Source organism: Streptomyces sp. NPDC060028 (assembly GCF_042736725.1).
Classification (GTDB): domain Bacteria; phylum Actinomycetota; class Actinomycetes; order Streptomycetales; family Streptomycetaceae; genus Streptomyces.
In genome coordinates this window covers 38,769-64,730 of record NZ_JBHWVJ010000007.1, presented here as the reverse complement: position 1 = coordinate 64,730, position 25,962 = coordinate 38,769, and the positions used below count along the sequence as shown (strand labels likewise).

The 25,962-nt window shown below is 73.4% G+C and carries 21 protein-coding genes; 15 read left to right on the top strand and 6 right to left on the bottom strand.

The features are described from left to right. Position 1: 1 nt before the first annotated feature. Genes ACFWBF_RS06040 through ACFWBF_RS05990 form a run of 11 tightly spaced genes read left to right on the top strand, consistent with a single transcriptional unit; the run spans position 2 to position 11,659 of the window. Positions 2 to 1,273: a glycosyltransferase gene (locus ACFWBF_RS06040; RefSeq protein WP_385595888.1), complete on the top strand. Its 1,272-nt coding sequence runs from the start codon at positions 2 to 4 to the stop codon at positions 1,271 to 1,273. Beyond that, the gene (locus ACFWBF_RS06035; RefSeq protein WP_385595885.1) at positions 1,274 to 2,509 is read left to right on the top strand and encodes a class I SAM-dependent methyltransferase; all 1,236 of its coding nucleotides are present in this window, start codon (positions 1,274 to 1,276) and stop codon (positions 2,507 to 2,509) included. Next, positions 2,506 to 3,336: a glucose-1-phosphate cytidylyltransferase gene (locus ACFWBF_RS06030; RefSeq protein ID WP_385595882.1), complete on the top strand. Its 831-nt coding sequence runs from the start codon at positions 2,506 to 2,508 to the stop codon at positions 3,334 to 3,336. The genes ACFWBF_RS06035 and ACFWBF_RS06030 overlap by 4 nt, the downstream gene beginning before the upstream one ends. Continuing rightward, positions 3,333 to 3,980 carry a PIG-L deacetylase family protein gene (locus ACFWBF_RS06025; protein ID WP_385595879.1) on the top strand — a complete coding sequence of 216 codons (648 nt, stop codon included), beginning with the start codon at positions 3,333 to 3,335 and terminating at the stop codon, positions 3,978 to 3,980. Before ACFWBF_RS06030 ends, ACFWBF_RS06025 begins: the two co-directional genes overlap by 4 nt. Before the next feature lie 3 nt (positions 3,981 to 3,983). After that, on the top strand, positions 3,984 to 5,009 hold the full coding sequence (locus ACFWBF_RS06020) for an NAD-dependent epimerase/dehydratase family protein (protein WP_385595876.1): 1,026 nt from the start codon (positions 3,984 to 3,986) through the stop codon (positions 5,007 to 5,009). Further along, positions 4,997 to 6,280: a DUF4910 domain-containing protein gene (locus ACFWBF_RS06015; protein WP_385595874.1), complete on the top strand. Its 1,284-nt coding sequence runs from the start codon at positions 4,997 to 4,999 to the stop codon at positions 6,278 to 6,280. The genes ACFWBF_RS06020 and ACFWBF_RS06015 overlap by 13 nt, the downstream gene beginning before the upstream one ends. A gap of 5 nt (positions 6,281 to 6,285) precedes the next feature. Further along, complete coding sequence (locus ACFWBF_RS06010; RefSeq protein ID WP_385595871.1) at positions 6,286 to 7,596, top strand: hypothetical protein; 1,311 nt, start codon at positions 6,286 to 6,288, stop codon at positions 7,594 to 7,596. Further along, entirely contained in the window at positions 7,593 to 8,540 is a 948-nt protein-coding gene (locus tag ACFWBF_RS06005) for a glycosyltransferase family 2 protein (RefSeq protein ID WP_385595869.1), read from the top strand. Before ACFWBF_RS06010 ends, ACFWBF_RS06005 begins: the two co-directional genes overlap by 4 nt. Next, positions 8,537 to 9,778, top strand: a complete 1,242-nt coding sequence (locus tag ACFWBF_RS06000; protein WP_385595867.1) for a polysaccharide pyruvyl transferase family protein — start codon at positions 8,537 to 8,539, stop codon at positions 9,776 to 9,778. The genes ACFWBF_RS06005 and ACFWBF_RS06000 overlap by 4 nt, the downstream gene beginning before the upstream one ends. Continuing rightward, positions 9,775 to 10,326 carry a dTDP-4-dehydrorhamnose 3,5-epimerase family protein gene (locus ACFWBF_RS05995; protein ID WP_385595865.1) on the top strand — a complete coding sequence of 184 codons (552 nt, stop codon included), beginning with the start codon at positions 9,775 to 9,777 and terminating at the stop codon, positions 10,324 to 10,326. Before ACFWBF_RS06000 ends, ACFWBF_RS05995 begins: the two co-directional genes overlap by 4 nt. 7 nt (positions 10,327 to 10,333) lie before the next feature. Continuing rightward, positions 10,334 to 11,659, top strand: a complete 1,326-nt coding sequence (locus tag ACFWBF_RS05990; protein ID WP_385595862.1) for a glutamate-1-semialdehyde 2,1-aminomutase — start codon at positions 10,334 to 10,336, stop codon at positions 11,657 to 11,659. Between the two features lie 12 nt (positions 11,660 to 11,671). Here ACFWBF_RS05990 and ACFWBF_RS05985 read toward each other — a convergent pair whose 3' ends face one another. Next, positions 11,672 to 12,352 carry a phosphatase PAP2 family protein gene (locus ACFWBF_RS05985; protein ID WP_385596118.1) on the bottom strand — a complete coding sequence of 227 codons (681 nt, stop codon included), beginning with the start codon at positions 12,350 to 12,352 and terminating at the stop codon, positions 11,672 to 11,674. Positions 12,353 to 12,546: 194 nt separating this feature from the next. Between ACFWBF_RS05985 and ACFWBF_RS05980 the strand changes: the two genes are divergently transcribed. From ACFWBF_RS05980 to ACFWBF_RS05970, 3 genes are all read left to right on the top strand, one after another. Continuing rightward, positions 12,547 to 13,317, top strand: a complete 771-nt coding sequence (locus ACFWBF_RS05980; RefSeq protein ID WP_385595859.1) for a hypothetical protein — start codon at positions 12,547 to 12,549, stop codon at positions 13,315 to 13,317. 100 nt (positions 13,318 to 13,417) lie between these two features. Next, on the top strand, positions 13,418 to 17,533 hold the full coding sequence (locus ACFWBF_RS05975) for a Clp protease N-terminal domain-containing protein (protein ID WP_385595856.1): 4,116 nt from the start codon (positions 13,418 to 13,420) through the stop codon (positions 17,531 to 17,533). Between the two features lie 155 nt (positions 17,534 to 17,688). Further along, positions 17,689 to 18,090 (top strand): SsgA family sporulation/cell division regulator, encoded by a 402-nt coding sequence (locus ACFWBF_RS05970; RefSeq protein ID WP_385595853.1) that lies wholly within the window; start codon positions 17,689 to 17,691, stop codon positions 18,088 to 18,090. 57 nt (positions 18,091 to 18,147) lie between these two features. Here ACFWBF_RS05970 and ACFWBF_RS05965 read toward each other — a convergent pair whose 3' ends face one another. Continuing rightward, complete coding sequence (locus ACFWBF_RS05965) at positions 18,148 to 18,513, bottom strand: PRC-barrel domain containing protein (RefSeq protein WP_385595850.1); 366 nt, start codon at positions 18,511 to 18,513, stop codon at positions 18,148 to 18,150. A gap of 487 nt (positions 18,514 to 19,000) precedes the next feature. Here ACFWBF_RS05965 and ACFWBF_RS05960 point away from each other — a divergent pair, with 487 nt between their 5' ends. Beyond that, complete coding sequence (locus tag ACFWBF_RS05960) at positions 19,001 to 20,017, top strand: hydroxyacid dehydrogenase (protein ID WP_385595847.1); 1,017 nt, start codon at positions 19,001 to 19,003, stop codon at positions 20,015 to 20,017. Between the two features lie 53 nt (positions 20,018 to 20,070). Here the strand turns inward: ACFWBF_RS05960 and ACFWBF_RS05955 are convergent, their stop codons facing one another. The 4 genes from ACFWBF_RS05955 to ACFWBF_RS05940 form a co-directional block, all read right to left on the bottom strand. Then, positions 20,071 to 21,327 carry a Gfo/Idh/MocA family protein gene (locus ACFWBF_RS05955; RefSeq protein ID WP_385595844.1) on the bottom strand — a complete coding sequence of 419 codons (1,257 nt, stop codon included), beginning with the start codon at positions 21,325 to 21,327 and terminating at the stop codon, positions 20,071 to 20,073. A 116-nt stretch (positions 21,328 to 21,443) separates the two neighbouring features. Next, the gene (locus tag ACFWBF_RS05950) at positions 21,444 to 23,348 is read right to left on the bottom strand and encodes a tetratricopeptide repeat protein (RefSeq protein ID WP_385595841.1); all 1,905 of its coding nucleotides are present in this window, start codon (positions 23,346 to 23,348) and stop codon (positions 21,444 to 21,446) included. Positions 23,349 to 23,443: 95 nt separating this feature from the next. After that, on the bottom strand, positions 23,444 to 24,703 hold the full coding sequence (locus ACFWBF_RS05945) for a VWA-like domain-containing protein (RefSeq protein ID WP_385595838.1): 1,260 nt from the start codon (positions 24,701 to 24,703) through the stop codon (positions 23,444 to 23,446). Beyond that, positions 24,700 to 25,956, bottom strand: coding sequence for an AAA family ATPase (locus ACFWBF_RS05940; RefSeq protein ID WP_385595835.1), 1,257 nt, complete (start codon positions 25,954 to 25,956; stop codon positions 24,700 to 24,702). Before ACFWBF_RS05940 ends, ACFWBF_RS05945 begins: the two co-directional genes overlap by 4 nt. Positions 25,957 to 25,962 lie beyond the last annotated feature (6 nt).

Below are 25,962 nucleotides of genomic sequence, written 5' to 3'. Positions count from 1 at the left end.
CATGCACGTTCTGGTGGTGCACAACCGCTACGCCTCGGCGCAGCCGAGCGGGGAGAACAAGGTCGTCGACCAGGAGGTGGAGCTGCTGCGCGAGGCCGGCCACCGGGTCGAGGTGTTCGAGCGGCGCAGCGACGACATCGCCGCCCGGTCCCTGCTCGCCAAGGCCTCGGTGCCGTTCCTCGTGCCGTGGAACCCGGCGGTCCGCGCGGAGCTCGCCGCCCGGCTCCGCACCGAGCGGCCGGACGTGGTGCACGTCCACAACGTCTTCCCGCTCCTGTCGCCCGCGGTGCTGGCCGCCTGCGCCGACGCCGGCGTGCCCGCCGTCGCCACACTGCACAACTACACCCAGGTCTGCCCGCCCGGCACGCTGCAGCGGGACGGCCGGCCGTGCACCGAATGCGTCGGGTCGGCGCCGCTGCCCGCCGTCCGGCACGGCTGCTACCGCAACTCCCGGCTGGCGACGGTGCCGCTGGCGGTCAGCCTGTCGGTCAACCGGCGGCGGTGGTGGTCCGGCGTGGAGCGGTTCTTCTGCATCTCCGCGGCGCAGCGAGACGTCCTGGTGCGGTCCGGCATGCCGGCCGAGCGGCTGGCGGTGAAGCACAACTTCGTGCCCGACCCGGGCACCTGCCGAGCGGGCGCCGGCGAGCATCTGCTCTACCTCGGCCGGCTCGCGGAAGCCAAGGGCGTGCGGCTGCTCATGGCCGCGTGGGACGAGATCGCCGCCGACGGCGGGGTGGGCGTGCCGCTCGTGGTCGCCGGCACGGGGCCACTGGAGCGCGAGGTGACCGCCTGGGCGGCCGGCCGGGACGACGTGCGGTACGTCGGCCTGTACGACCCGGACCAGTGCCGGCAGGCCGTCGCGCGGTCGGTCGCCGTGGTGGCTCCCTCGACGTGGCTGGAGGCATTCGGCCTGGTGGTCGTGGAGGCGATGGCGGCGGGGGTCCCGGCCGTCGCCGCCGGTCACGGCGCCTTCGTCGAACTCGTCGAGGACGGGGTGACCGGACTGCTGCACAGGCCGGGCGAGCCCGCCTCGCTCGCGGCCTGCGTGCGCCGGATCACGGCCGAGCCGGCCCGCAACCGGGAGATGGGCCAGGCGGCCCGGCGCCGTTACGAGCAGGGGTTCAGCCCGGCCGTCGGGCTGGAGCGCCTGGTGGAGGGGTACCGCGCCGCGATCGCGGCGCGGTCCGGCGGCGGAGACAGCGCGCCGCCGGTAGGAAACGACAAACGCAGGCTCGCGACGGGACACCCGCGCGAGCAGGGATGGGGGCAGTAGATGACACGATGCCGACTCTGCGGCTCGGCGACGCTGGCGAGCGTCGTCGATCTGGGGGCGACCCCGCCGTGTGAGAGCTTTCTCGCCGCGGAACAACTGGACCAGCCGGAGCCGGCGTACCCGCTGCACCTGCGGGTCTGCACCGACTGCTGGCTCGCGCAGATCCCTCCGCTGATCACGCCGGAGGAGACGTTCACGCAGTACGCGTACTTCTCCTCCTACTCGACCTCCTGGGTGGAGCACGCACGCACGTTCGTCGCCGACGCCGTACAGCGCCTTGCTCTCGGCCCCGACGCCTTCGTGGTCGAGGTCGCGAGCAACGACGGGTACCTGCTCAGGCACATGGTGGACCGGGGGATCCGCTGCCTCGGCATCGAGCCGTCGGTGAACGTCGGCGCCGCGGCGCGGGACGCGGGTGTGCCTACGCTCACGGAGTTCCTGGACCCGGCCACCGGCTCGGCCGTCCGCGCCGAGCACGGCCCGGCGGACCTGGTCGTGGCCAACAACGTGTACGCGCACATCCCCGACGTGGTGGGGTTCACCCGGGGGCTGCGCGCCCTGGTCGCCGACGACGGCTGGGTCTCCATCGAGGTGCAGCACCTGCTGACCCTGATCGAGGAGAACCAGTACGACACGATCTACCACGAGCACTTCCAGTACTACACGGTCGCGTCCGCGGCCCGGGCGCTGGCGAGCGGCGGACTCGCGCTCGTGGACGTCGAGCTGCTTCCCACGCACGGCGGCTCCATCCGGCTGTGGGCCCGGCCGACCGAGGCGGCCGGGGAGCCGACCCGGCGGGTGGCCGACGTACTGGACCGGGAGAAGTCCGCCGGGCTGCAGGAGCTGTCCGGGTACACCGAGTTCTCCGCCCGGGTGGCCAAGGTGCGCCGGGACCTCCTGCGGTTCCTCATCGAGGCGGCCGAGCGCGGCGAGACGGTCGTCGGCTACGGCGCTCCGGGCAAGGGCAACACCCTGCTCAACCACTGCGGCATCCGGCCCGACCTGCTCCCGTACACGGTCGACCGAAACCCCTACAAGCACGGCAGGTTCACCCCGGGCACCCGCATCCCGATCCTGCCGCCCGAGCAGATAGCCACCGACAAACCGGACTACGTGCTCGTCCTCCCGTGGAACCTGCGGGACGAGCTGGTCGAACAACTGTCCTTCGTGCACGCCTGGGGCGGCCGACTGGTCTTTCCCATCCCGGAACTGAGCATTGTCGAGGTCAAGCCGTGAAGGTCGTACTGTTCTGCGGCGGTTATGGGCTGCGTATGCGCAGCGGAACCTCCGACGACATGCCCAAGCCGATGGCGATGGTCGGCCCGCGGCCGCTGATCTGGCACGTCATGCGCTACTACGCGTACTTCGGGCACACGGAGTTCATCCTGTGTCTCGGATACGGGGCTCACCACATCAAGGACTTCTTCCTCAACTACGAGGAGACGACGTCCAACGACTTCGTGCTGCGGGGCGGGCAGACCGAGCTGCTGTCCACCGACATCGCCTCCTGGACGATCACGTTCGTGCAGACCGGCATCGAGTCGCCGATCGGCGAGCGGCTGCGCCGGGTGCGGCACCACCTGGACGGCGACGAGATGTTCCTCGCCAACTACGCCGACGTGCTCACCGACGCCCCGCTGCCGGAGATGATCGACCGGTTCGCCCAACGTGATGCCGGGGCGTCGATGATGGTGGTGCCGCCGCAGTCCTCGTTCCACTGCGTGGACCTGGGCGAGGACGGCCTGGTGGGGGGCATCACCGCGGTGAGCGAACTGCCGCTGTGGGAGAACGGCGGCTACTTCGTGCTCCGCCAGGAGATCTTCGACCACATACCGGAGAACGGGGACCTGGTCGCAGACGGATGTGCCCAACTGGCCAAGCAAGGTCGACTGGTGGCGCATCAGCACCGCGGCTTCTGGAAGCCGACCGACACCGTGAAGGAGCGGGCCGCGCTCGACGCCGCCTACGCCCTGGGCGACCGCCCGTGGGCCGTGTGGGAACGGGACGGCGCAGGGGCGAGCGCGACCGGCAGCAGGGACGGCGCCGGGGCGAGGACCGCGTGATCCGGCTCGGGGCCGGGCCCTTGGACCGACTCGTCGCGGTGGGGGCGCACTGCGACGACATCGCCATCGGCGCCGGCGGCACGCTGCTGACGCTGTGCCTCGCGCGGCCGGGGATCCGTGTCGACGTGCTGGTGCTCACCGGCGGTGGCAGCGAGCGGGAGGAGGAGGAGCAGGCCGCGCTCGCCGCCTTCTGCCCGGGCGCCGAACTGCGGCTGACCGTGCTCAAGCTGCCGGACGGCCGGCTGCCCACGCACTGGGACGAGGCCAAGGCCGCGGTCGAGGAGCTGCGCGCGGCGACCGAACCGGATCTGGTGCTGGCGCCGCGTACCGATGACGCGCACCAGGACCACCGCGGCCTGGCGAAGCTCGTCACCACCGCGTTCCGCGACCACCTCGTGCTCGGCTACGAGATCGTCAAGTGGGACGGCGACCTCGGCCGTCCGGTGGCGTACCAGCCGCTGCCGCCGGAGATCGCCGAACAGAAGGTGCAGTTGCTGCAGGAGCACTACCCCTCGCAGCGGCACAGGCCCTGGTACGACCGGGAAGCCTTCCTCGGGCTGGCCCGGATACGCGGCATCGAATGCCACGCGCGCTACGCCGAGGCGTTCGCCGTCACCAAACTCACTCTCGACCTGGGGGAATGAACCTTGCGCGTACTGCTGACCGGACACCAGGGTTACCTGGGCACCGTGATGGCCCCGGTCCTCGCGGCCGCCGGACACGAGGTCGTCGGTCTCGACTCCGGCCTGTTCGCGGACTGCGTCCTCGGCCCGCCGCCCGCGGACCCGCCGGGGCGGCGGGTGGACCTGCGCGACGTCACGGCCGACGACGTGGCCGGGGTGGACGCCGTGATCCACCTGGCCGCGCTGTCCAACGACCCCCTGGGCTCGCTGGCGCCGGAGCTCACCTACGACATCAACCACCACGCCTCCGTACGACTGGCCCGGCTGGCCCGCGACGCCGGGGTCCGGCGCTTCCTGTACGCGTCCACCTGCTCGGTCTACGGCGCCGCCGGGGGCGGCGACCTGGTGTCCGAGGACGCCCCGCTGCGCCCGGTGACCCCGTACGCGGAGTCCAAGGTGCGGGTGGAGGACGACCTGCACGCGCTGGCCGACGGCGACTTCACCCCGGTGTACATGCGCAACGCCACCGCCTTCGGATACTCGCCCCGGCTGCGCGCCGACATCGTGCTGAACAACCTGGTGGGCCACGCGCTCCTGTCCGGCGAGGTGCTGGTGCTCTCCGACGGCACGCCCTGGCGCCCGCTGGTGCACGCCGCCGACATCGCCCGGGCCTTCGCGGCCGCGCTGACGGCGCCGCGGGAGGCGGTGCACGACCGGGCGTTCAACATCGGCAGCGAGATCAACAACGTCACGGTCGCCGAGATAGCCGAGCAGGTCGCCGCGGCGGTGTCCGGCTCGCGGGTGGTGATCACCGGTGAGAGCGGCGCCGATCCGCGGTCGTACCGCGTGGACTTCTCCCGGCTTCGCGCCGCGGTGCCCGGCTTCGACTGCGAGTGGACGGTCAAGCAGGGCGCGCTCGAACTCGCCGACGCCTACCGCACGCACGGGCTGACCCGGGAGGACTTCGAGCGACGCTTCACCCGGCTGGCCGTGCTGCGCGCGGCGTCCGACGCCGGCGCCGTCGACGACACCCTGCGGTGGCGCCGGTGACCGCGGTCGGCGCGCAGATGCACGCGCTGGTGGAGCGGCTGTACCCGCTGTGCCGGAGCATCACCGGCGACGGGGTGCGCGCGACCCTGGACATCGTCGGCGAGTACGTTCCGCTGCAGGTGCACGAGGTGCCGACCGGGACGCAGGTGCTCGACTGGACGGTGCCGCAGGAGTGGAACATCCGGGACGCGTACGTCGCCGACGCCGCCGGCAACAGGGTCGTCGACTTCGCCGCGTCCAGCCTGCACGTGCTCGGCTACAGCGTGCCGGTGTCGGCGACCATGCCGCTGGCCGAGCTCCGCGCGCACCTGCACACCCTGCCGGACCACCCGTCCTGGGTGCCGTACCGCACCAGCTACTACACACCGCAATGGGGGTTCTGCCTGGCCCAGGAGACCTTGGACGCGCTGCCGGACGGCGAGTACGAGGTGCGCGTCGACTCCACCCTCGCGGACGGCCACCTCACCTACGCCGAGCACGTGGTCCCCGGGCAGGTCGCCGACGAGGTGATCGTCTCCTGCCACGTCTGCCACCCGTCGCTGGCCAACGACAACCTGGCCGGCATCGCGGTGGCGACGTTCCTGGCCCGGGCGCTGGCCGAGCGGACGCCGTACTACACCTACCGGTTCCTGTTCGCGCCCGGCACCATCGGGGCGATCACCTGGCTGGCCCGCAACGCGGAGCGGGTGGACCAGGTCAAGCACGGGCTGGTGCTGGCCTGCGCCGGCGACCCGGGGCAGCTGACGTACAAACAGAGCAGGCGCGGCGACGCGGAGATCGACCGCGTGATGAGGCACGTGCTGCGCTCCTGCGAACGCCCGCACCAGATCAACGAGTTCACGCCGTACGGCTACGACGAGCGGCAGTTCTGCTCGCCCGGGTTCGATCTCGGCGTGGGCTCGCTCAGCCGGACCCCGTACGCCGGGTACCCCGAGTACCACACCTCGGCGGACAACCCGGACTTCGTCTCCCCGGAGGCGATGGCGGACACCCTCGCCGTCTGCCGCGAGGCGTTCGGCGTGCTCGACCGCAACCGGCGCTACCTCAACCTCAGCCCGTACGGCGAACCACAGTTGGGGCGGCGCGGGCTGTACGACTCGCTCGGCGGCCGCAGTGACGCGAAGCAGGCCCAGATGGCCATGCTCTGGGTGCTCAGCCTCTCCGACGGCGAGCACGGTCTGCTGGACGTCGCCGAGCGGTCCGGGCTGCCGTTCGACACCGTCGCCGCCGCGGCCGACGCGCTGTGCGGCGCCGGGCTGATCAAGGCATGACGCCGATGACCACGGAGGGGGACGAAGCGACGGTACGGGCGGCCCCGCCCGAGGCCGCCCGGCGGACCGCCAAGCGGGCCATGGTCGGCCGGCTGTCCTGGGGGCTGGCCGACCAGGCGGCCTCCAGCATGAGCAACTTCGCGGTGGGGATCTACGTGGCACGCTCGCTGGGGGCGACCGCGTTCGGCGTGTTCAGCCTGGCCTGGGTGACCTACGGCGTGGTGCTCAACGTCTCCCGCGGGCTGGCCACCGACCCGCTCGTGGTGCGCTTCAGCGGTGTGCCGGAAGCCTCCTGGCGCGGGGCGGTGGCCCGGTCCTCGGGCACCGCGCTCGGCGTCGGTGTCGCTCTCGGCGCGGCGTGTCTGGCGGTCGGGCTGGGCCTCGGCGGCAGCGTGGGGCCCGCGCTGACCTGCCTCGGCGTCGTGCTGCCGGGGCTGCTGCTGCAGGACGCCTGGCGGTACTCCTTCTTCGCCGCCGGTACCGGGCGGAAGGCGTTCACCAACGACCTCGTGTGGGGCGTCGCGCTCGTCCCGGCCATGGTGGTGGCGGCCCGCGTGGGCAGCGTGGCCGCTTTCGTGTTCGCCTGGGGCGGGTCCGCCGCGGTGGCCGCGGCGTACGGCTGCCTCCAGTCCGGCATCCGGCCCCGGATGACCGGAGCCCGCGGGTGGCTCCGCGAGCAGCGTGACCTCGGCTACCGGTACCTGGCCGAGAACGTCGGCCTCAGCGGCGCGTACCAGGTCCGCGCGTACGGGCTCGGCGCGATCGTCGGGGTCACCTCGGTGGGTGCCGTCCGGGGCGCCGAGCTGCTGCTCGGCCCGTTCCTCGCGGTGTTGATGGGGCTGTCGCTGGTCACCGTCGCGGAGGCGGCCCGGGTACTGCGGCAGGCCTCGCACCGGTTGGGCAGGTTCTGCCTCCTGCTCGGCGGCGGGCAGGCCGCCGCCGCGCTGCTGTGGGGCGCTGCCCTGCTGCTGGTCCCGGACCGGCTCGGCGAGCTCGTACTCGGCGGTGTCTGGCCCGCTGCCTCGCAGCTCATCCTGCCGGCCACCCTCGGCGTCGCGGGCGCCAGCCTCGGCACCGGGGCGGCGGCCGGGCTGCGCGCGCTCGGCGCGGCCCGGCGCAGCCTGCGCTGCCAGATGTTCGCCTCCGCCTGTTATGCCGGCGGCGGTGTCGGCGGGGCGGTCCTGGCGGGCACGGTCGGCTCGTCCTGGGGTGTCGCCGCCGCGACCTTGAGCAGCTCGGCCGTGTGGTGGCTGCAGCTGCGCTCCGCCCTGCGCGAGCACCACCAAAACCCCATCCACGAAGTGAGGACGCCATGACCACCCATCCCCGATTGAGCATCGGGCTGCCCGTGTACAACGGCGAGGAGTACCTGGCCGAGTCGCTGGACGCCCTGCTCGGCCAGACCTACGAGGACTTCGAGCTGGTCATCTCCGACAACGCCTCGACCGACGGGACCCAGGACATCTGCCGCCGGTACGCCGCGCGGGACTCGCGCATCCGGTACCTCCGGCTGCCCCGGAACATCGGCGCCTCGCCGAACCACAACCATGTGTTCACCGAGTGCCACGGCGAGCTCTTCAAGTGGGCCTCCCACGACGACCTGTACGCCCGGGACCTGCTGCGGCGCTGCGTGGAGGCGCTGGACGAACGGCCGGACGTGATCGTCGCGCACACCGACCAGGCGGTCATCGACGCCGCCGGCCAGGTGAAGGTCCCGTACGAGTACGGGCTCGCCACCGACTCTCCGCACCCGCCGGAGCGGCTGCGCAGTCTGCTGTTCGAGCCCGGTGGGGACGACTTCTACGGGGTGATGCGGGCCGACGTGCTGCGCCGGGTGAAACCGCTCGACAGCTACCACCACGCGGACCGCACGTTCGTCGCCGAGATCGCCCTGCACGGGCCCTTCCACCAGGTGCCGGAGCTGCTGTACTTCCGCCGCGACCACCCCACCCGCGCCGAGCGGGCGAACCCCGGCAAGCGCTCGCGGTGCGTCAACCTGGATCCGCTCCGGGCAGGCCCGCTGCACCCGACGCCCCGGCTGCTCGCCGAGTACCTCTGGGGCTTCGTTTCGGCGGTCCGGCGGGCGCCGTTGTCCACGGCCGACCGGCGCGCCTGCTACCGCCACCTGGCCGCTTGGGCGGCCAGCCGGGTCCGGCCGGGCGCCGGCGAGCGGGTCGAGGACCGCGCCCCGGTCGACCCGGCCCAGTTCACTGTCTCCGTCGACGCCCTCGTGGCCGGCCGTGAGGGGAGGCCGGCATGACGTACGGACACGAAACTCCGGTGCGCGTCGGCGTGTTCGGCCTGCTCGGCTCCGGCAACCTCGGCAACGACGGGTCGCTCGAGGCCGTGCTCGGCTACCTCCGCGCCGAGCACCCGGAGGCGGTCGTGGACGCGCTGTGCGGTGGACCCGAGGTCGTCGCGGCCCGGTACGGGATCCCCGCGACGCGGCTGCACTGGTACCGCGGGGAGTACCGGACCGCGTCGCGGGCGGGCGCGGTCGCGGCGAAGGGTCTGGGCAAACTCGTCGACGCCGTCCGCACCGCTGCCTGGGTGCGCCGGCACGACGTGGTGATCGTGCCGGGCATGGGCGTCCTGGAGGCGACGCTGCCGCTGCGGCCGTGGGGCTTCCCGTACTCGCTGTTCCTGCTCTGCGCATCCGGCCGGCTGTTCGGCACCCGGGTCGCGCTGGTCAGCGTGGGCGCCGCCGCGATCGGCAACCGGCCGACCCGGGCCCTGGTGCGCTGGTCGGCGCGGCTGGCCACGTACCGGTCGTACCGGGACGCCCCGTCCCGCGACGCGATGCGGGCGATGGGCGTGGACACCGCGCGCGACGAGGTCTACCCGGACCTCGCCTTCTCCCTGCCGACGCCGTCGGCGGGCGCGCCCTCCGGTCCGGCGGGCCCGCCGGGTCCGGTGTGCGTCGGCGTCATGGCCTTCCACGGCGGCAACGACGACCGAGCCCGGGCCGAGGAGATCCACCGGCGCTACCTCGACGGAACGATCCGCTTCGTCCGCGCGCTGGTCGAGGAGGGCAGGCCGGTCCGGCTGCTCACCGGCGACCGGGTCGACGCGCCGGTGGTCGCCGCGATCGTCGACGCGGTGGACTCGCCGCTGGTCACCGCCGCCGAGACGTCCTCGCTGGCCGACCTGATGAAGGAGATGGCGGCGGTCGACACGGCGGTGGCCGTCCGCTACCACAACCTGATCAGCGCGCTGAAGGTCGGCACACCGGTCCTCGCACTCAGCTATGCGGCGAAGAGCGACGCGCTCATGGCCCGGATGGGCCTTGCCGCGTACTGCCACCCGGCTCGCGAGGTCGACGCCGACCGGCTGCTCGAGCAGTTCCGGGCGCTGGAGAAACGATCGGCGGAGCTGCGACAGACCCTCGCCGAGCAAAACCGGGCCGCCGTGCGGCACCTGGAGCACCAGTTCACCGCCCTGACCACGGCCCTCTTCCCGGCGGCCGACCACACCCACGCCCTGCGGGAGACCCCATGAAGGCCACCGAAGTCCCGGCGATCGCCGGGGCGTACCTGTTCGAACCGACGCCGTACGCCGACGAGCGCGGCTTCTTCTGCCGCACCTTCGACGCCGACGTGCTCCGCTCGGTGGGCCTCGACCCGGACGCCTTCGTCCAGGACAGCGTGTCCCGCTCGGTCCGGGGCGTGCTGCGCGGCATGCACCTGCGCTCGGGTGCCGGCGAGGCCAAGCTGGTGCGGTGCTCGTACGGGAAGGTCTTCGACGTCGTGGTGGACCTGCGGCCCGGCTCGCCGACCTACCGCAACCAGGCCTTCTTCGACCTGTCCGGCGAGACGCAGGTGACCCTGTACCTCCCGGCGGGGTGCGCGCACGGCTTCCAGGCGCTGACCGAGACCGCCGACGTCTCGTACCGCATCGACCGTCCGCACGATCCTGCCGAGGACGTCACGATCGCCTTCGACGACCCGGAGCTCGCCATCCCCTGGCCGCTGCCGGTCATTTCGATGTCCGAGCGGGACCGGAAGGCACCCGGACTGGCCGAGGTCCTGCGGCAAAGGGAGGGGTGAAGTCACGGTGGATGCCGAGGAGTTCCTCCTGCCCCGATCGCGGCTGGCCAACGAGCGGCTGCACGCCATGATCCCCGGGGGCGCGCACACCTACGCCAAGGGCGACGACCAGTACCCCGAAGACCTGGCCCCGGTCATCAGCCACGGCCGCGGTGCCCACGTCTGGGACGTCGACGGCAACCGCTACGTCGAGTACGGCTCCGGCCTGCGGTCGGTCAGCCTCGGCCACGCCCACCCGCGCGTGCTCGAGGCGGTGCGGCGGGAACTCGACCGCGGCAGCAACTTCGTCCGGCCGTCCATCGTGGAGGTGGAGGCCGCGGAACGCTTCCTGGCCACCGTGCCGACCGCCGAAATGGTGAAGTTCGCGAAGAACGGCTCCGACGTCACCACCGCCGCGGTGCGTCTCGCCCGCGCCGTCACCGGGCGCCCGCGGGTGGCCATCTGCGGCGACCATCCGTTCTTCTCCGTCGACGACTGGTTCATCGGCACCACGCCGATGTCCGCCGGTGTTCCGGCGGCGACCACCGAACTCACCGTGGCGTTCCCCTACGGGGACCTGGCCGCCACTCAGGAGCTGCTCACCCGCTACCAGGACGAGGTCGCCTGCCTGATCCTCGAACCTGCCGGCCACACCGAGCCGCCGCCCGGGTACCTCGCCGGCCTCCGCGAACTGGCCGACCGGCACGGCTGCGTACTGATCTTCGACGAGATGATCACCGGCTTCCGCTGGTCCGAGGCGGGCGCCCAGGGCCTGTACGGCGTCGTCCCCGACCTCTCCACGTTCGGCAAGGCGCTGGGCAACGGGTTCGCCGTCTCCGCGCTGGCCGGGCGGCGCGACCTGATGGAGCGGGGCGGGCTGCGTCACTCCGGCGACCGGGTGTTCCTGCTGTCCACCACGCACGGTGCGGAAACGCATTCGCTGGCCGCCGCGATGGCCGTGCAGACCACCTATGCCGAGGAGGGCGTCACCGCGCGGCTGCACGCCCTCGGCGAGCGGTTGGCCGCGGGTGTCCGCGAGGCCGCGGCCGGCGCGGGCGTCGGCGACCACATCGTGGTGCGGGGCCGGGCCAGCAACCTGGTCTTCGCCACCCTCGACGAGAACCGGCAGCCGTCGCAGCGGTACCGCACCCTGTTCCTGCGCCGGCTCCTCGCGGGCGGAGTATTGGCGCCGTCGTTCGTGGTGAGCAGCGCGCTCGGCGACGCCGACATCGACCGCACCGTCGACGTGGTGGCCCAGGCGTGTGCGGTGTACCGGAAAGCGCTGGACGCCGCCGACCCCGCCCCCTGGATGGCCGGGCGGCCGGTGAAGCCCGTATTCCGCCGCTTGGCATGACGTGACGTGACGTCAGCGGCGCTCCCGCCGACCGGCGTCGGCCTTCTGGTCGACCAGCCGGTCGGCCATTCGGTCGACCAGCCACGCGGTCGCCGGTGTCACCGCCAGCGCGGTGCACCAGCCACCGAGGGCGTCGGTCGGGTAGTGCGCGCCCAGGGCGACCTGCGCCCAGCCCATGGCGGCGCCGGCAACCAGCGCCGCGGCGAGCACGAGCAGCGTGCCGGCCGTCCTGCCAAGGCCGAGCCGGCCGGTCGCGAGCAGCGCCACCACGAGGGCGAGTGCGGTGAGGAAGGCGGTGTGCCCGCTCGGGTAGGACAGGTACCCGCCGTGGATGGTGCGCCCCACCAGGTGCTTGAGCAGCGTCGCCGCTCCCACGGTCATGCCGACGCCGACCACGACGAGCACCGCTGCGCGAGGACGCCGAAGCAGCAGGCAGCCCGACACGGTAGCCACGACCAGCGTCGCCGCTCCGGCGGGCTCCCCCGAGAAGTCCAGGGCCAGAGCGACGTTCCGCCATGGCGGCCGCACACCGTCCACCGCCGACTGGATCCACACGTCCACCGTGCCGGGCCGGCTGTGGCCGGCGTACAGGACCCCGAGTACGACGACCATCAGCGTGGCGAGGGCCGCGATCAGCCCGAGCCACGCGCGCAGCGACGGCGGCAGCACCGCGGGCGCCGTCCGGCCGGTCAGGCCGACTTCCAGGTCTGCTCCGGCCAGGCGATCCAACGCGAGCCCCCCGTCGTGTTCGGCCCACCCTCCCGCGACCACAACTGCCCCGCGTACACCCGCCTGTCCTTGTCACCCTAACCAACAATCGGCCCCCGGGGGTCGCTTTCGGCCGCTACGATCGCGTGCACTGAACGGACGACCGGGGCGGTGGCACCATGGCGGTCTTCAAGCAGTACACCCGTGAAATGCACAAGGAATTCGGTTACTTCGCCACTTGGGCCCCCAACACGGAGCTCCGGCTCGGCGACGTCGGCGTCATCCGCGGACACCGTTTCGACCCCGTCACCTCGCTCGCTGAACTGGGCGTCGCGTTCCCCACCTCCACCACCGGCCCGGTGAGCACCTTCACCTATTCCTCGGCCGGCCGGGTCTCGGCCTCGATGAGTCCCGAGGTGGGGCTGCCCGGTCTCCTCGGCGTCGATCCGACACTGGTGCTCACCGTCACCTTCACCCGGAAGGAAGCGACCTTCTTCCGGGCCGTGCGGTGCGAGGCGCAGCGGATCGGGGACCTGCCGTCCGTGGAGGCCTCGATCCGGCAGCTGACGGCGGCCAAGCGCTGGCGGGGCGAGTACGCGGTGGTGACCGAACTCGTCCGGACCGGCCCCGCCATCATCCTGGTCTCCAGCAGCTCCGAGACCAGTGTCGAGGTCCAGGTGACCGCCGAGTCGGTGCCGCTGCCCGCTCCGCTGAGCGGTGCGGTGGGCCTGGGCGTCGGCACCTCGGCCAGTTCGGGGCTGGCCGCCAACGTCATCACCCCCCAAGGGGGTCTCACCCCGCTGTTCCGGGCCGCCGCCATGCGGCGCGTCGGGATCGGCGGGAGGCGCCTGCGGGTGCGGGAGCGGCCGGGGGCGGCGGACTCCGCCGCGCGGGAGCTGACCTCCGTGTCCTGGGAGGAGTTCGCTCGGGAGCCCGTTCAGCACCTCTGACCGCTTTGGGCGGCTCTGGGCAGCTCCGGGCAGCTCCGGACACCTTGAGCACCTTCCACCACTCTGGACACCTCGGCATCCACGGCATCCGGGAGAGGCGTTGACCGAGCCCGTTCCACCCCTCGGCGACAGTGCGCGCCAACTCCTCGCGGCCGTGGACTCCATGAGCATCCTGCTGCCCGAGCGCGACCGGATCGTCCGCGCCCTCGATCTGCTCGCCCCCGACGCCTGGACCCGGGTGTGCGTGGTCCTCCCGGAGGGGGCGCCCGGATCCCTGCGACAGGCCGGCCGGTCCTTCACGCCCGACGAACTCGCCCACGTGGTCGAGGTCGCCGGCACGGTCGCGCGGCTGTACGGGTACGCCTTCGTCGGCATCGAGCACCTGGCGGTGGCGCTCGCCGCCACCGCCGCACACGTCCAAGGCGAGGACTTCAGCCGGATCGACGTCGTGGCCGAGGCCTTCGGGCTGGGCGAGCTGGAGAACTCCGGCGAGATCGTGAACCAGCACCTGCTGGCGGTCGAGAGCCCGGCACAGACCCCCAGCCCGGGGTGGGAGTGGGGTCCCACCACGGTGGCTCTGCGATGGAAGCGGGGAGCCGTCGCCGCGCATCTCGGCGTACGGGCCCTCGCGGTGTCCCTGCTGCTGGTGATCGCCGCCGGGGCAGGCAGCTTCTGGGCCTGGCCGGTGGCGGTCGCGGCCGCCGTGTCCTCCCGGGACAGCCGCGAGCCCGAGCCGCCGCTGGGCGAGCTGGTCTCTCCCGCCGAACTGCGGCTGCGCGCGCCGTGGCTCGGGTGCCTGGCCGTCCTGGCCGCGGTACTGGGCCTGCACCGCTCGGCCGTGGTGATCGCCCTGCTCCCGGCGCTGCTGACGGTGATCAGCTGCGCGGGGGAGTGGGGGGCGGCCCGGCAGGTGCGGATGGCGGGCGAGGAGATCGACCGCGCGGGACCGCACACCAGGGACCTGCTGGCGCCGGTCGCCGTGTACCCGGTGCGCCGGCGGGTGGTGCGCGGGCTGCTCCTCCTGTGCCTGTGCGTGGTTCCCGTGACCGTCCTCTCCGCGGGCCTGCCCGCACAGTGGATCCTGTTCCTGCTCATCGGGGTCTTCGGCGCACGGCGGCTACCCGGTTTCGCGCTGTTCACGGCCGCGCTCGTACCGGCGACCGCCTCCTGGACCTCCCCGGGGCAGCCGTTGGCGCCTCTCCTGGCCGGGGCCCTCGCCGCGCTGCTCTGCGGTCTGGCGACCTGGGGGGCGACGGCCTGGGCGGAGCGACTGCCCACCTTCGTCGTACCGGCGGCGCGGCCGCCGCTCACGGACCTGCTCCGCCGCGACGGCCGGGACCTGCTGCGGGCCCACCGGCTGCTGCGCCTCGGGCATCCCGCGTCCGCGCTGGACCGGCTGGGCCCGGCGCAGCCCTCCGAGCCCCCGCCCGTGGCGGCGCTGCGCGGCTGGGCGCTGGTGCAGAACGGCTCGCCCGGCGCCGCGCGGCGGGCGGTGGACGGACACACCGGCCGGGGTTCGGCCGTGCACGAGCTGGTGGCCCTGTACGCCGCGCTGGAACTGTCGGACCGGGACGCCGCCGAACACGCCCTCGCGGCGATCCGCCGCGTCCCGGGCCCCGTGGCCGATCGGATGCGCCCGCACCTGCTGTCCGGCTGGCTCCGCCTGGCGCTGCTGCGCGACGAGGGCCCGCACCTCACCGACCACATCGCCGAACTCGTCCCCCGGAAGATCACCCGGCGTACGTTGATCCCGGCCCTGACCCTGCTGCGGCTTGCGGCCGAAGCAGCGCTGCCCCGTACCCCTCATCTCGCCTATTACCTGGCCGGAACGGCCGCGCCGCTCACGGAAGAGGCCAACGGGTACGGCTTCAAGAACGAGCGCTGGCTGCTCGGCCCGGGCAGGCCCATCGGCCTGGAAATGGTCCGCAGCGCGGCGGTCGCCCACCTGGCGAGCCTCACCACCGATGGGGTCACCCCGGAGACGGTCGGCGGGCTGGGCACCTCCGGCGGGGCCGCCGAACTGCTGATGCGCCTCGACCGGCCGATCGAGGCGGCGGCGACGCTGAGCACGCTCGCCGACCGGCTCGGGGACCTGCCCGCGTACCGGCTCACCGCGCTCCACAGCCGCATCGAGGCACTGGCCGTCCTGAACGCCACCCGCCACCAGCTGCACACCACCGACGAACGTCAGCGCTGGTGGGGGGTGTTCGGCCGGGCGATCGAACAGGCCATGGAGCAGGCGGCGGCGGGCCGGGACTGGGCGACCCTCGCCGAGCTGATCGAGTCGGCCCGTCTCCAGCTGGGTCCGCGGGGCGACGGCAGTACGTTCGACGCAGCCGGGAGCGCGGCCCCCTTCATCCGGGTGCGCGGCACGTCTCGGCTGGAGGAGGCCCACTGGTACCGGCCCCAGGACCTGCCCCGCGCCTTCGCCCTGGAGGACCTGGCCGTCTCCGTCCTCGGACCGGGCACCTGGTGGTGGAGCACCTGGGCGACGGACTCGCTCGTGTACTGGGCGCTGGTTCCCCCGGCGGGACCGGTCCAGGGCGGCACGTTCGGGCTGGAGCCCGGCTCCGATCCGGCCTCCGCGCTGTCTGATCTCCGTGACGCGCTGCCGGTGCGGTACCCGGGCGAGGAGCCGTGGGACTGGGAGGACCGCGTCCTGGCCAGTGCGCTGCTCGTCGGACCCCGGCACGACGAGGCCGCCCTGGCCCGGCGGCTGGGCCGGCTGCTGCCGGCCGGCCTGGTACGGGCCCTGCGTGCGGACGGCCCGCCGCTGCACCTGGCGATCGCCCCCGCCGCCCGGCTGGCGAACGTACCGTGGGCGGCCGTCGGGGTGCCCGGCGAGGACGGGCCGGACGACCTGCGGCTCGTCGAACGCTGCACGATGGCGATCGCCCCTCCCGCCGGCCTCCTCGCCGCACTGTCCGCGCGGTCCCGCCGCACGGAGGCCCCCGCGCTGACCCTCGCGCTCATCGACCCCGGTTCCGACCTCGGGGAGCCGGACCCGGACGGCGAACTGCCCGGAGCGCGGGCGTTGTTGGAGCACCTGCCCGACGAGGTGACCGTGCTGACCCCGTCCACGGACGTCTCCCTGGACGGATTCGGGGCGAAGCTGTGGGAGTTGCGGGACCAGGGTGAGGGCAGCGCCGTCATCGCCTGCCACACGGTGGAGCGGGTTCCCTCCCCGCTGAAGGGCGGTCTCGTCCTGCGTCCCGCGACCGGCGCCGACGAGGAGGATCCCGAGGCGGCGGCGCGGGTGCTCACGGCGGGCATGCTCATCGCGGAACCCGGGCGCTTCCCCATGCCACGGCAGGTGCTGATGCTGTGCTGCGACAGCGGCGACCTCGGCGGGGCGGTCAGCGGTGAATGGCTGGTCCTGGGAACCGCGATGCTATGGGCGGGCTCCGACCGCCTCGTCGTGACCTCGTACCCGACCGTCGACAGCGCGGAGGGGCAGGACCAGGACAGCGTCATCGACCCCCTGCTGGTCCGGGAGCTGGTCGGGCGCCGGCCGCTGCTCGACGGGCTACGGGAGGTCCAGCTACGGGAGTTGGCCGCCTGGCGGGCCACGGGGACCCGGGGCGCTCCGGTCCACTGGGCGGGCCACATCGCGATGGGCGCGTTCGGTCCCCTCACGCCGCTCCCGCACCTCGGCCCCGCCCGGCGCCGACGCGTGAGCGAGAGCGTCATCGAGCTGGTCGACGACGCGGCAGGGCAGCCGACGGGGGCCGGACGCCGCCGGGTCACCCGATGGGACCTGATGGTCCGGCTCGGGGTCTGGGGCTTCGAGGAGGACCTCCCCCTCTGGCGCAGGCTCGCCGTCCGCGCCGTCCTCTACCCGTACCTCCTCACCTCCGCCCTGCTCCGCCGCAAGGGCGCGAAGGACGCGCAGGTCGTGTTGGGGCAGGACGTGGTGGACACCCTGCGGGACGCGGCGGCCATGGCCCGGGCGTCGGGTCATCACATCGTGGACGTGGAACACGTGCTGGTGGCGTTCCTGCGCGCGCCTGGGGTGCCGGCCGGCTGCGCGCGGAAGGTCACCGGCTGGGACGCCAGGAAGCCCGAGACCCACCGGGACCTCCTCGGCGAGGCCCTCGCGAGCGAAGACCACACCTGGCTCCCCGCCACCACCCACCTCGCCCCGGACGCCGTGGCCCAGGTCTACGAAGCCCTGGACGCGGACATGCCGGCCCCCCGGCCGCCGGCCGCCCAGTAGCTCACTGTGACCGTAGGGGAGCCCGCACCGCGGCGACAGGCGGGCGTTCCGCGGCCTTCCGGGCGGTTCCCTCGTGCGGGCGTGTGTGGCAAGGGTGAAGCGGGGCAGACGAGTGCAGCCGTGCAGCCCATCCCGGAGGCCTGTCGATGTCCTGTGTGTCTGCTCTGACCGTTGTCCGCCTCGACGCGGCGAGGGGCCGTCTGCCGCTCCTCGCCCGTTTCTCGTACGACGGCGAGGACCCGTACGTGGTCCAAGCGGCGTTCCTCGACGGACCCACCGTCCTGGCCCGTTGGCACTTCGACCGGCAGATGCTTGCCGAGGGGCTCCACCGCCCGGTGGGCGAGGGAGACGTCACCTTCAGCCCTCACCGGGCAGCCGGCGCCGACGAGCTCCGCATCGCCCTGCGAGGCCCCGCCGCCGAGACGGAAGGCAACGCCGTCCTGTTCGTGGAGGCCCGGGTGCTCACGGGCTTCCTGGAGCAGACGTACGCCATCACCGGCGCGGGGGAGGAGTTCCTCGACGTCGACAAGCTCCTCGACGAGTTCCTGGCCCGCTGACATCCAGGCGACCGAGGCGCCCGCCCGCCCGCACGGGCTGGCGGGCGGGCGCCGCGGTCAGGCGGGCGGGACGCCGAACGGCATGCCGGAGAGGTAGTGCGTGCCCAGGGCCTCGCGATGGCCCGCGTTCCCGAGGTGCACGTCCCGATGGAACTCCGGAGCGGCCTCGACCTGCTCCTTCGTACGGTCCACATAGACCTTTTCCGCCGCGTGGTCGATGCGGGTCACCACGCCGGCCGGCAGCAGGACCTCCTTGCCGAGGATCCACACGCCGGTGTCGACCACCAGATAGGCGTCCGTGACGTCGTCGGAGTGCTTGTCGACCTTGCCGATGCCGCCGTCGAGCGCCTCGACCCCGTAGCCGGTCAGGTCGGCCGCCAGGTAGTCGACGCCGGCGCGGTAGGTCCACACGTTCTCCGTCATGCGAAACAACCCCTTCGATCGATCGGAACCGTGGCCCTTCCGCTCCAGTGGCGCAGGATGCGGAGGAACCTCCTTCGACGGCGCACCTGCCCAGAGACCCGAGGCGCCACCCCCCTGCGCACGGAATCGACGGCTCGCTTTCGAGAAAGAGTGAGCTTCGACCGTTTGGGTCGACGGAGAGTGGCCATACGCGTGGTCACGGGGTCCGCGGCGGTGAGCGGCGCGGATTCCCGAGCGAGCCCGAGCCGCGCGGTGGCACCCCCCGCCATCGCGCGGCCGGCGCTCCTCCGCACCAAGGGCACCACGTGCTGCCGTCCGGCCCGCAGGGCAACCGGACACCTCGGCCGGCTCTTCCCGACCGGGCTGCACAGCGGATCGGTACACCCCCGTCATCGGCGCTTGAGCAGCCGGTCACGGGCACGGATCCGGACGGCAGACGGAGGCTCATAGAGTCAGCGGAGCCTCACTCAGCCGCAAGGAGCCCCAGATGCCTGTGCGCCGCCCGCGAGCCCTGCTCGCGATGGACCCCGAGCTCCTTCCCCGCCTGCTGGACGACGCGAGCGCCCGCCGGCTCCAGGAGGTCGCCGAACTCGACGTCGAGCTCGTCGCCGACGACTTCGCCAGACCCGAGGTGGCGGCGGCGCTGGCGCAGGCCGAGGTGCTGCTCACCTTCTGGGGAGCCCCGGCCGTAGACGCCCGCGCACTCGCGGCCGCGCCCCGCCTCAAGGCCGTCGTGCACGCCGCCGGTTCCGTCAAAGACTTCGTCACCGAAGCCTGTTGGGACCGCGGCATCACCGTCTCCTCAGCCGCGCCGGCCAACTCCGTACCCGTGGCCGAGTACACCGTCGCCATGGTCCTCCTCGCCAACAAGTGCGTGATGCAGCTGCGCGAGGAGTACCGCAGCGTCCGCGGCCGTCACCACGACTGGCATCAGCGGTACGGGCACGCGGGCAACTACCGCCGGATCGTGGGCATCGTCGGGGCCTCCCGCATCGGGCGCCGGGTGATCGAGCTGCTGCGCCCGTATGATCTCGAACTCCTCGTGTACGACCCGTACCTGAGCGACCATCAGGCCACGGCTCTCGGCACCCGCCGGGTCGGGCTCGACGAACTGTGCCGGATCTCCGACGTGGTCAGCCTGCACGCACCGGCGCTGCCCGAGACGCGGGCGATGATCGACCGTCGGCGCCTCGCACTGATGCGCGACGGCGCCACGCTGATCAACACGGCGCGCGGCTCGCTGGTCGACGGGGCCGCGGTCACCGACGAGTTGGCCTCCGGCCGGCTGCACGCGGTCATCGACGTCACCGATCCGGAGATCCTGCCGGCCGACTCCCCCCTCTACGACCTGCCCAACGTGCTGCTCACGCCACACATCGCCGGCTCCCTCGGCAACGAACTCCACCGGATGGCCGGCTCCGCGATCGAGGAGATCGCCCGCTACGCCGCCGGCCTGCCCTTCATGCACGCGGTCCGCCGCGAGGACCTGAACCACACGGCCTGAGCCCCCGAAGCGATCGCATCAATCGCTCTCGCCCCTCTCGCCCCTCTCGCCCCTCACGGCCGCAAGGTCTCCACGGTGTTGTTCCGCCGGGCGCGCTCGGCGGCCAGCACCGTCAGATGGCTGGTGAGGGATTCGCGGGGCCCGGATTTCACCAGCCCGGGGTCGCCGGTGGCGACGGCGTCGACGAACGCGTCCATCAGGCCGGTGTCCCCGCCCCCGTGGCCCCCGGCGGCGTCCATCGCGCCTTCCGTACCGGGACCGACGACCTCCTCGGTACGGGTCAGGAAGTCGTAGACGCGGAGCCGTGCGCCGTCCCCTCGCAGCTCGCCGCGCGTGCCGAAGATGCGGGTCTGGCGGTCCGCCTGCTCGGTGAAGGCGGTCATGGTGAAGGTGGCGGTGGCCCCCGAGTCGAACTCCATGGCCACCACCTGGTGGTCGACCACGTCGTTGTCGCAGGCGTACACGCAGCGCCCGTACGGGCCTTCGCGCAGCGCGGTCTCCAGGGCCTGCGGCGTGAACTCGTCGACCACCACGCTGAGCGGCCAGCCGTGCCGCCCCCCGGCCAGCCGGTCGCCGTAGTCGCGCCGGGCGGAGTAGGGGCAACCGGTCTCCACCGCACAGTCCAGGCACCGGTCGGCGGCGCCCGCGGGCCTGTTCTCCGACCGGAAGTGCGAGAGGCGCCCGAAGCTGGAGACGCGCACGGGCGGCCGGCCCAGCACGTACTGCAACCAGTCCAGGTCGTGGCAGGACTTCGCCATCAGCATGGTGGTCGCCTGGTCCTCGCGACGCCAGTTGCCCCGTACGAACGAGTGAGCCTGGTGCCAGAAGCCGACCGGCTCCAGGTGCTGCACGCTGACGACTTCGCCGATCCGGCCGGAGTCGACCACGCGCTTCAGGGCCTGCGTGTAGGGGGTGTAGCGCAGGACGTGGCCGACGGCGAGGATCACTCCGGCGTCCTCCACGGCGGCCACGATGCGCCGGCATTCGTCCTCGGTCAGCGCCATCGGCTTCTCGAGCATGATGTGGTAGCCGAGCGCGGCGAACGCCAGTACAGGCTCCAGATGTTCGCGGTCCAGGGTGCAGATCAGCACCGCGTCCGCGACGCGGCCCCGGGACGCCAGCACCCGCCAGTCGTCCACCACCGCCCCGGCGTCCAGCCCGTGTTCGGCCGCGAACCTCTCCCGCCGGACCTTCCGCGGCTCGGCCACCGCGACGACGCGGGCCCGCTGCGGATGCGCGAGAGCCCAACGGGCGTGCCAGACCCCGCGATCCCCGGCACCAACGACGGCAAGAGTGACCCCGGAAGCCATCCGTCCCCGCTTCCTCAAGCTCGGCGAACGCACACGGAAGCCGCTTTCTGCCGCGAGCGTAGCGACCCCGGCCCCCCGCTACAACCAGGCCGCGCGCCCACCGGGGTTCAGTGGGTTCAGCGGGTGCGGCCGAAGAGGCGGGTGAGGAGGGAGCGGGGCTTCGGGGGCTGCGCCGCGCGGCGGGCGGCCAGGGCGGACGTGATGTCCGCTCGGCGTTCCGCTTCGTCCGGCGCGGGCTGCGCGTGGTGGTCCGTGGCCGCGGCCAGCATCTTCGTGGCCAGGTCGAGGAAGGTCTCCTGGAGCCACGGGCAGGCCAGGACGAGGTGGCAGAGCGAGGCGAGGATCGTCGCGTCGCGGTCCTGCCAGGCCTTGCCCACCGCCATCATGCGGTCGACCAGGCGGGCTCCGATGTCCTCGCGGGTCGTGGGGTCGGCCCAGGCGGTGGCGAGGAGGGCGAAGCCCGCGGCCTCGTTCGTCCAGTCCTCAGGGCCGTAGAGCAGGTCCAGGAGCAGGGCCCTGCGCCGGGAGTCCTGCCAGGGCTCGTCCGCGCGGTGGTGGGCCAGGCCCAGGCAGGCGAAGGTCTGTACGGCCCGTACCCACATCTCGGGCTGCCGGCCCAGCAGGTACGCCCCCTGCTCGTCCTCCCGGGGCAGCGGCGGGTGGACGCACACGGCCAGCAGGTCCTCCGCGGACAGGCCGGCGAGCCGCACGGCGTGGTCGTACGCGGCATTCGGCGCCGACCAGCTCAACGAGGCGACCTGGCGCATGAGTTCCGCGGCCGCCGGCGTCGGCGGGGCGACGGCCGGGCGGCCCTCGAGGCCGTCAGAGCCCTCGAACCGCCACAGGACCGTGTCGACCCCGTACTGCGCGAGCCGGGGGTCGGGCGCGTGTACGGACTGGTAGTCGAGCTTCGAGCGCGGGAAGCCCATGCGCACGGCAAGGCGCGTACTGGGCGCCTCCAGGGCGGAGCCGAGCAGCTCGATCTCGTGGTCGCGGGCGCTCCCGGGGGCGGCGAGCATCTGGTGCAGCGCGTTCACGCTCGCCTCGAAGGCGGGGTGCACGTGTCCGAGCCACGGCTGGTTCGCGCAGAGCCCGCCCAGCAGGTGCGCCGCGTAGCCGTGGTCGGGGTGGGCGCGCAGGTGGTCGCAGAGGGCCAGCAGGTGCCTCGTACCGCCGTCGACGGCGTGGCGCAGGGCGAGTGCGGCCGGGGCGGCCTTGGGGTGGCCCGGTTCCGCGGCCAGGGCTCGGTCGAGCCAGGCCAGGCCCTCGGCGGGGCGGCCGGTCTTCCCGTACAGCTCGGCGACGTCCACGTACAGGTCCAGGTCCGAGGGGTCGCGGGCGATCTCCTCCTCCCACACGGCCAGGGCGTCCTCGTGGCGTCCGGCGGCGAGCAGCGCGGTGCCGAGGATGACGGCCTGCCAGTGGCCAGGCTCGAGGCGTCGCGCGCGCTCGGCCCAGGCGACGGCGTCGGACACGTCGCCGAAGCGGCGGGCCAGCGTGGAGGCCATCGCGTGCAGCAGGGTGTGCCCGGGGTGGGCGGCGACGGCGGCTCTGACCAGCGCGTAGAAGGGCCGGATGCCGTCACGGAGCTGCGGGGGCAGCGGGTCGGGCAGGGCACGCGAGAGACCGGCGACGGCCTGGGTGACGGCGTCGGGCGAGAGCCTGCCGGGCAGGCCGGGGTCGGCCAGCCAGGCGACCTGCGCCCAGGGGCGCTCGGGGTCGGCGCCGATCACCGCGGCCAGCGCGGACAGGGCCGGCTCCCACTGACCGGCGGCCGCGTGGAGCTGGGCGACGCAGGCGACCGATCCGATGTAGGGCTCGTCGGCGGGGAACAGTTCCAGGGCGGCGGCGGGCCCGCCCACGGTCGCGGCGAGTTCGCCCAGGGCCTCGTAGGCGTCGGGGCAGCCGGGATCGGCGGTCAGCGCGTTGCCGAGGTGCTTCGCCGCATGCCGCAGGTCCCCGCTGTCGATGGCCAGGCGGGCGACCGCCACCTCGCCTTCGGCTTCGAGCCGCTCGTCCATCTGCCTGTCTCCCCCGGCCGGCCTGTGGTGGTGGCTACGAAGGTAGCTCCAGGCACGACCGGGTCGAACACGGGGTCGGTTCACCGGGCAGCAGGTCAGGATCCGATGTCGACCACCCGGGCCCACTCGGGCGGCGAGTCCGGCACGTAGTCGGGGTCGTCCTCGTCCCACGACCCGCCGGCCCGGCCCCGGGGGAACAGGCCCACCACCGTCCGGCACGGGGGCCGCGTACCCGGCCAGGGGGTCTGGCCGTCGGTCAGGACCACGATGACGTCCGGCCGGGGCCCCGATCGGAGTGCCTCGGCGAAGCCCGTACGCAGGTCCGTACCCCCGCCGCCCATCAGCGGGATGCCCTCGCCGCGGCACAGCGGGTGCACGATGCGGGCCGCCGCGTCACACGGCACCACCGTGATCAGGTCGCGGCGGCCGCCCACGGCCCGGGAGATCGCGGCGACCTCGAGGAGTGCGCTGCCCAGCTCGGCGTCGCTGACCGACGCCGAGGTGTCGATGATCACCGAGACCCGGGGCGGCCTGCGCCGCAGGCTCGGCAGCACGATGCCGGGCAGCCCGGCCGAGCGCCGGGAGGGACGGCCGTACGTGTAGTCCTGGCCCGCCCCCGAGCCGGATGCCGCCGCACGCAGCGCCGCCCCCAGCAACTCCCGCCAGGGCTGCGGCGGGTGGAAGGCCTCCTCCGCCCATCTCTTCCACCCCTTGGGTGCGTCGCCCGGACGGGCGGTGATGCCCTGCGCCACCCGGAACCGCACCGCGTCCCTTTCCTGTTCGCTGAGCCCGTGCGCGCCGTCCGCTCCCAGGTCCCACTCCCGCTCCAGTCCGTCGGCGCCGCTGCCGCAGTCCAGCCAGGCCAGGTGCTGCGTACTCGGCCCGAGGCCGAACTGCCACAGGTAGTCCTCCATGAGCTCGCCCTCGCGCAGCCCCAAGGACGCCGGGCGGACGGCGCCTTCGGGCAGGACGAGCCCGTCGCCGAACGCGTCGTCGTTGATCTCGAGGTCCGCCGCGATGTTCATCCGCAGCCGCTGCGCCGGGCCGCTCAGCCCGCGCTCCCGCGCGACCCGGTCGCCGCGCCCGTGGTGGTCGCGCAGCAGGTGCGACACCTCGTGGACCCACACCCCCGCCAGTTCCTCCACGGGCGTACGGTCCACGAACGAGGGCGAGACGTAGCACCGCCAGTGCCGGTCGACGGCCATCGTCGGCACGCGCCGTGACTCCACGGTGTGCAGGGCGAACAGGGCCGTCGCCAGGTAGGGCCGGACCCGTACGGCGTACAGCCGGGCGGCGAAGAGCTTGTCGAGGTCCAGCGTCCCCGGTGCGACGGCGGCGACGGCGACGGCGGTCATCGTCCGGCCTCCGCGCCGACCGAGGTACGGGCCGCCGCGGCGTCGGCCCGCCGGGACAGGGACACCGCCGCGGCGAGCCGGTCGATCGACGCCGGTACGTCCCAGTCCTCGCGGCGCAGCGCCGCGAGCGTGGTCGCGGGGACGACCACCAGGTCCGGGGCTCCGGTCTCCAAGGCCCGGGCCAGCACCGCCCAGGCCGCGTCCCAGCGGTATTTGTCCGGGCGCGTGCGCACCGCCGCCACCACCCCGTCGAGCACGGCCTGGCGCAGATCCCCGCGCTCGGGCAGTTCGGCTCCGGCGGGGTCGGCGAGCAGCGACTCGGGATCGGGCAGGTCCATCCGGTCCAGGCCGGCCAGCAGCTCCAGTCCGGGCCCGTCCCCGACGGTGCCCCTGACCAGCAGGGACAGCACTTCCCTGGAGGATCCGGCCGCGGTGGCGAAGGCGGTCAGGCGCAGCGCCGTCTCCCAGCTGCGGGGCGACGGCCAGGGGCCGCCCCGGCGGGCTTCGCTGCCGGGCAGTTGGTGTACGAGCTTGGGGCGCGCGGCGAGGAGCCCGCACACCGCGCGACGGGCGAAGTCCACGGCCTGCGGCAGCATCGAGGGGTCGAGCCGCGGCAGGGTCGCCCTGGGCCAGGTCCCGCCGAGGCCTCGCACCACGACCTCGTGGTCGTGGATCCACTGGAGGTGCACGAAGCGGTTGGCCAGTGGCGGGCTCAGCTCCCAGCCGTCGGCCGCGGAGGACCGCGGATTGGCGGCGGCCACGATCCGGACCTCGGGCGGCAGTTGCAGGGACCCGATCCGCCGCTCCAGCACGAGGCGGAGCAGGGCGGCTTGCACGGCCGGCGGCGCGGTGGACAGCTCGTCGAGGAACAGCAGGCCGCGGCCGGCCCGTACGAGTCGCACGGCCCAGTCCGGCGGGGCCATCGGGACGCCCTGGACCGCGGGGTCGTCTCCGACGATGGGCAGGCCGGAGAAGTCGGACGGCTCGTGCACGCTGGCGATCACGGTGGTCAGCGGCAGGTCCAGGGATGCGGCGAGCTGCGTCAGGGCCGCGGTCTTGCCGATGCCCGGCTCACCCCACAGCAGTACGGGCAGGTCGGCGGCCACGGCCAGGGTCAGGGCCTCCAGTTGTACGTCGGGGCGGGGTTCGGTGGTGGAGTCGCGCAGCAGGGCCAGCAACTCGCCGGCGACGTCGAGCTGGGAGGCGTACGCGGGCATGGGCGCGGGCATGGGCGCAGGCATGGGCGTGGGCATGTTCGA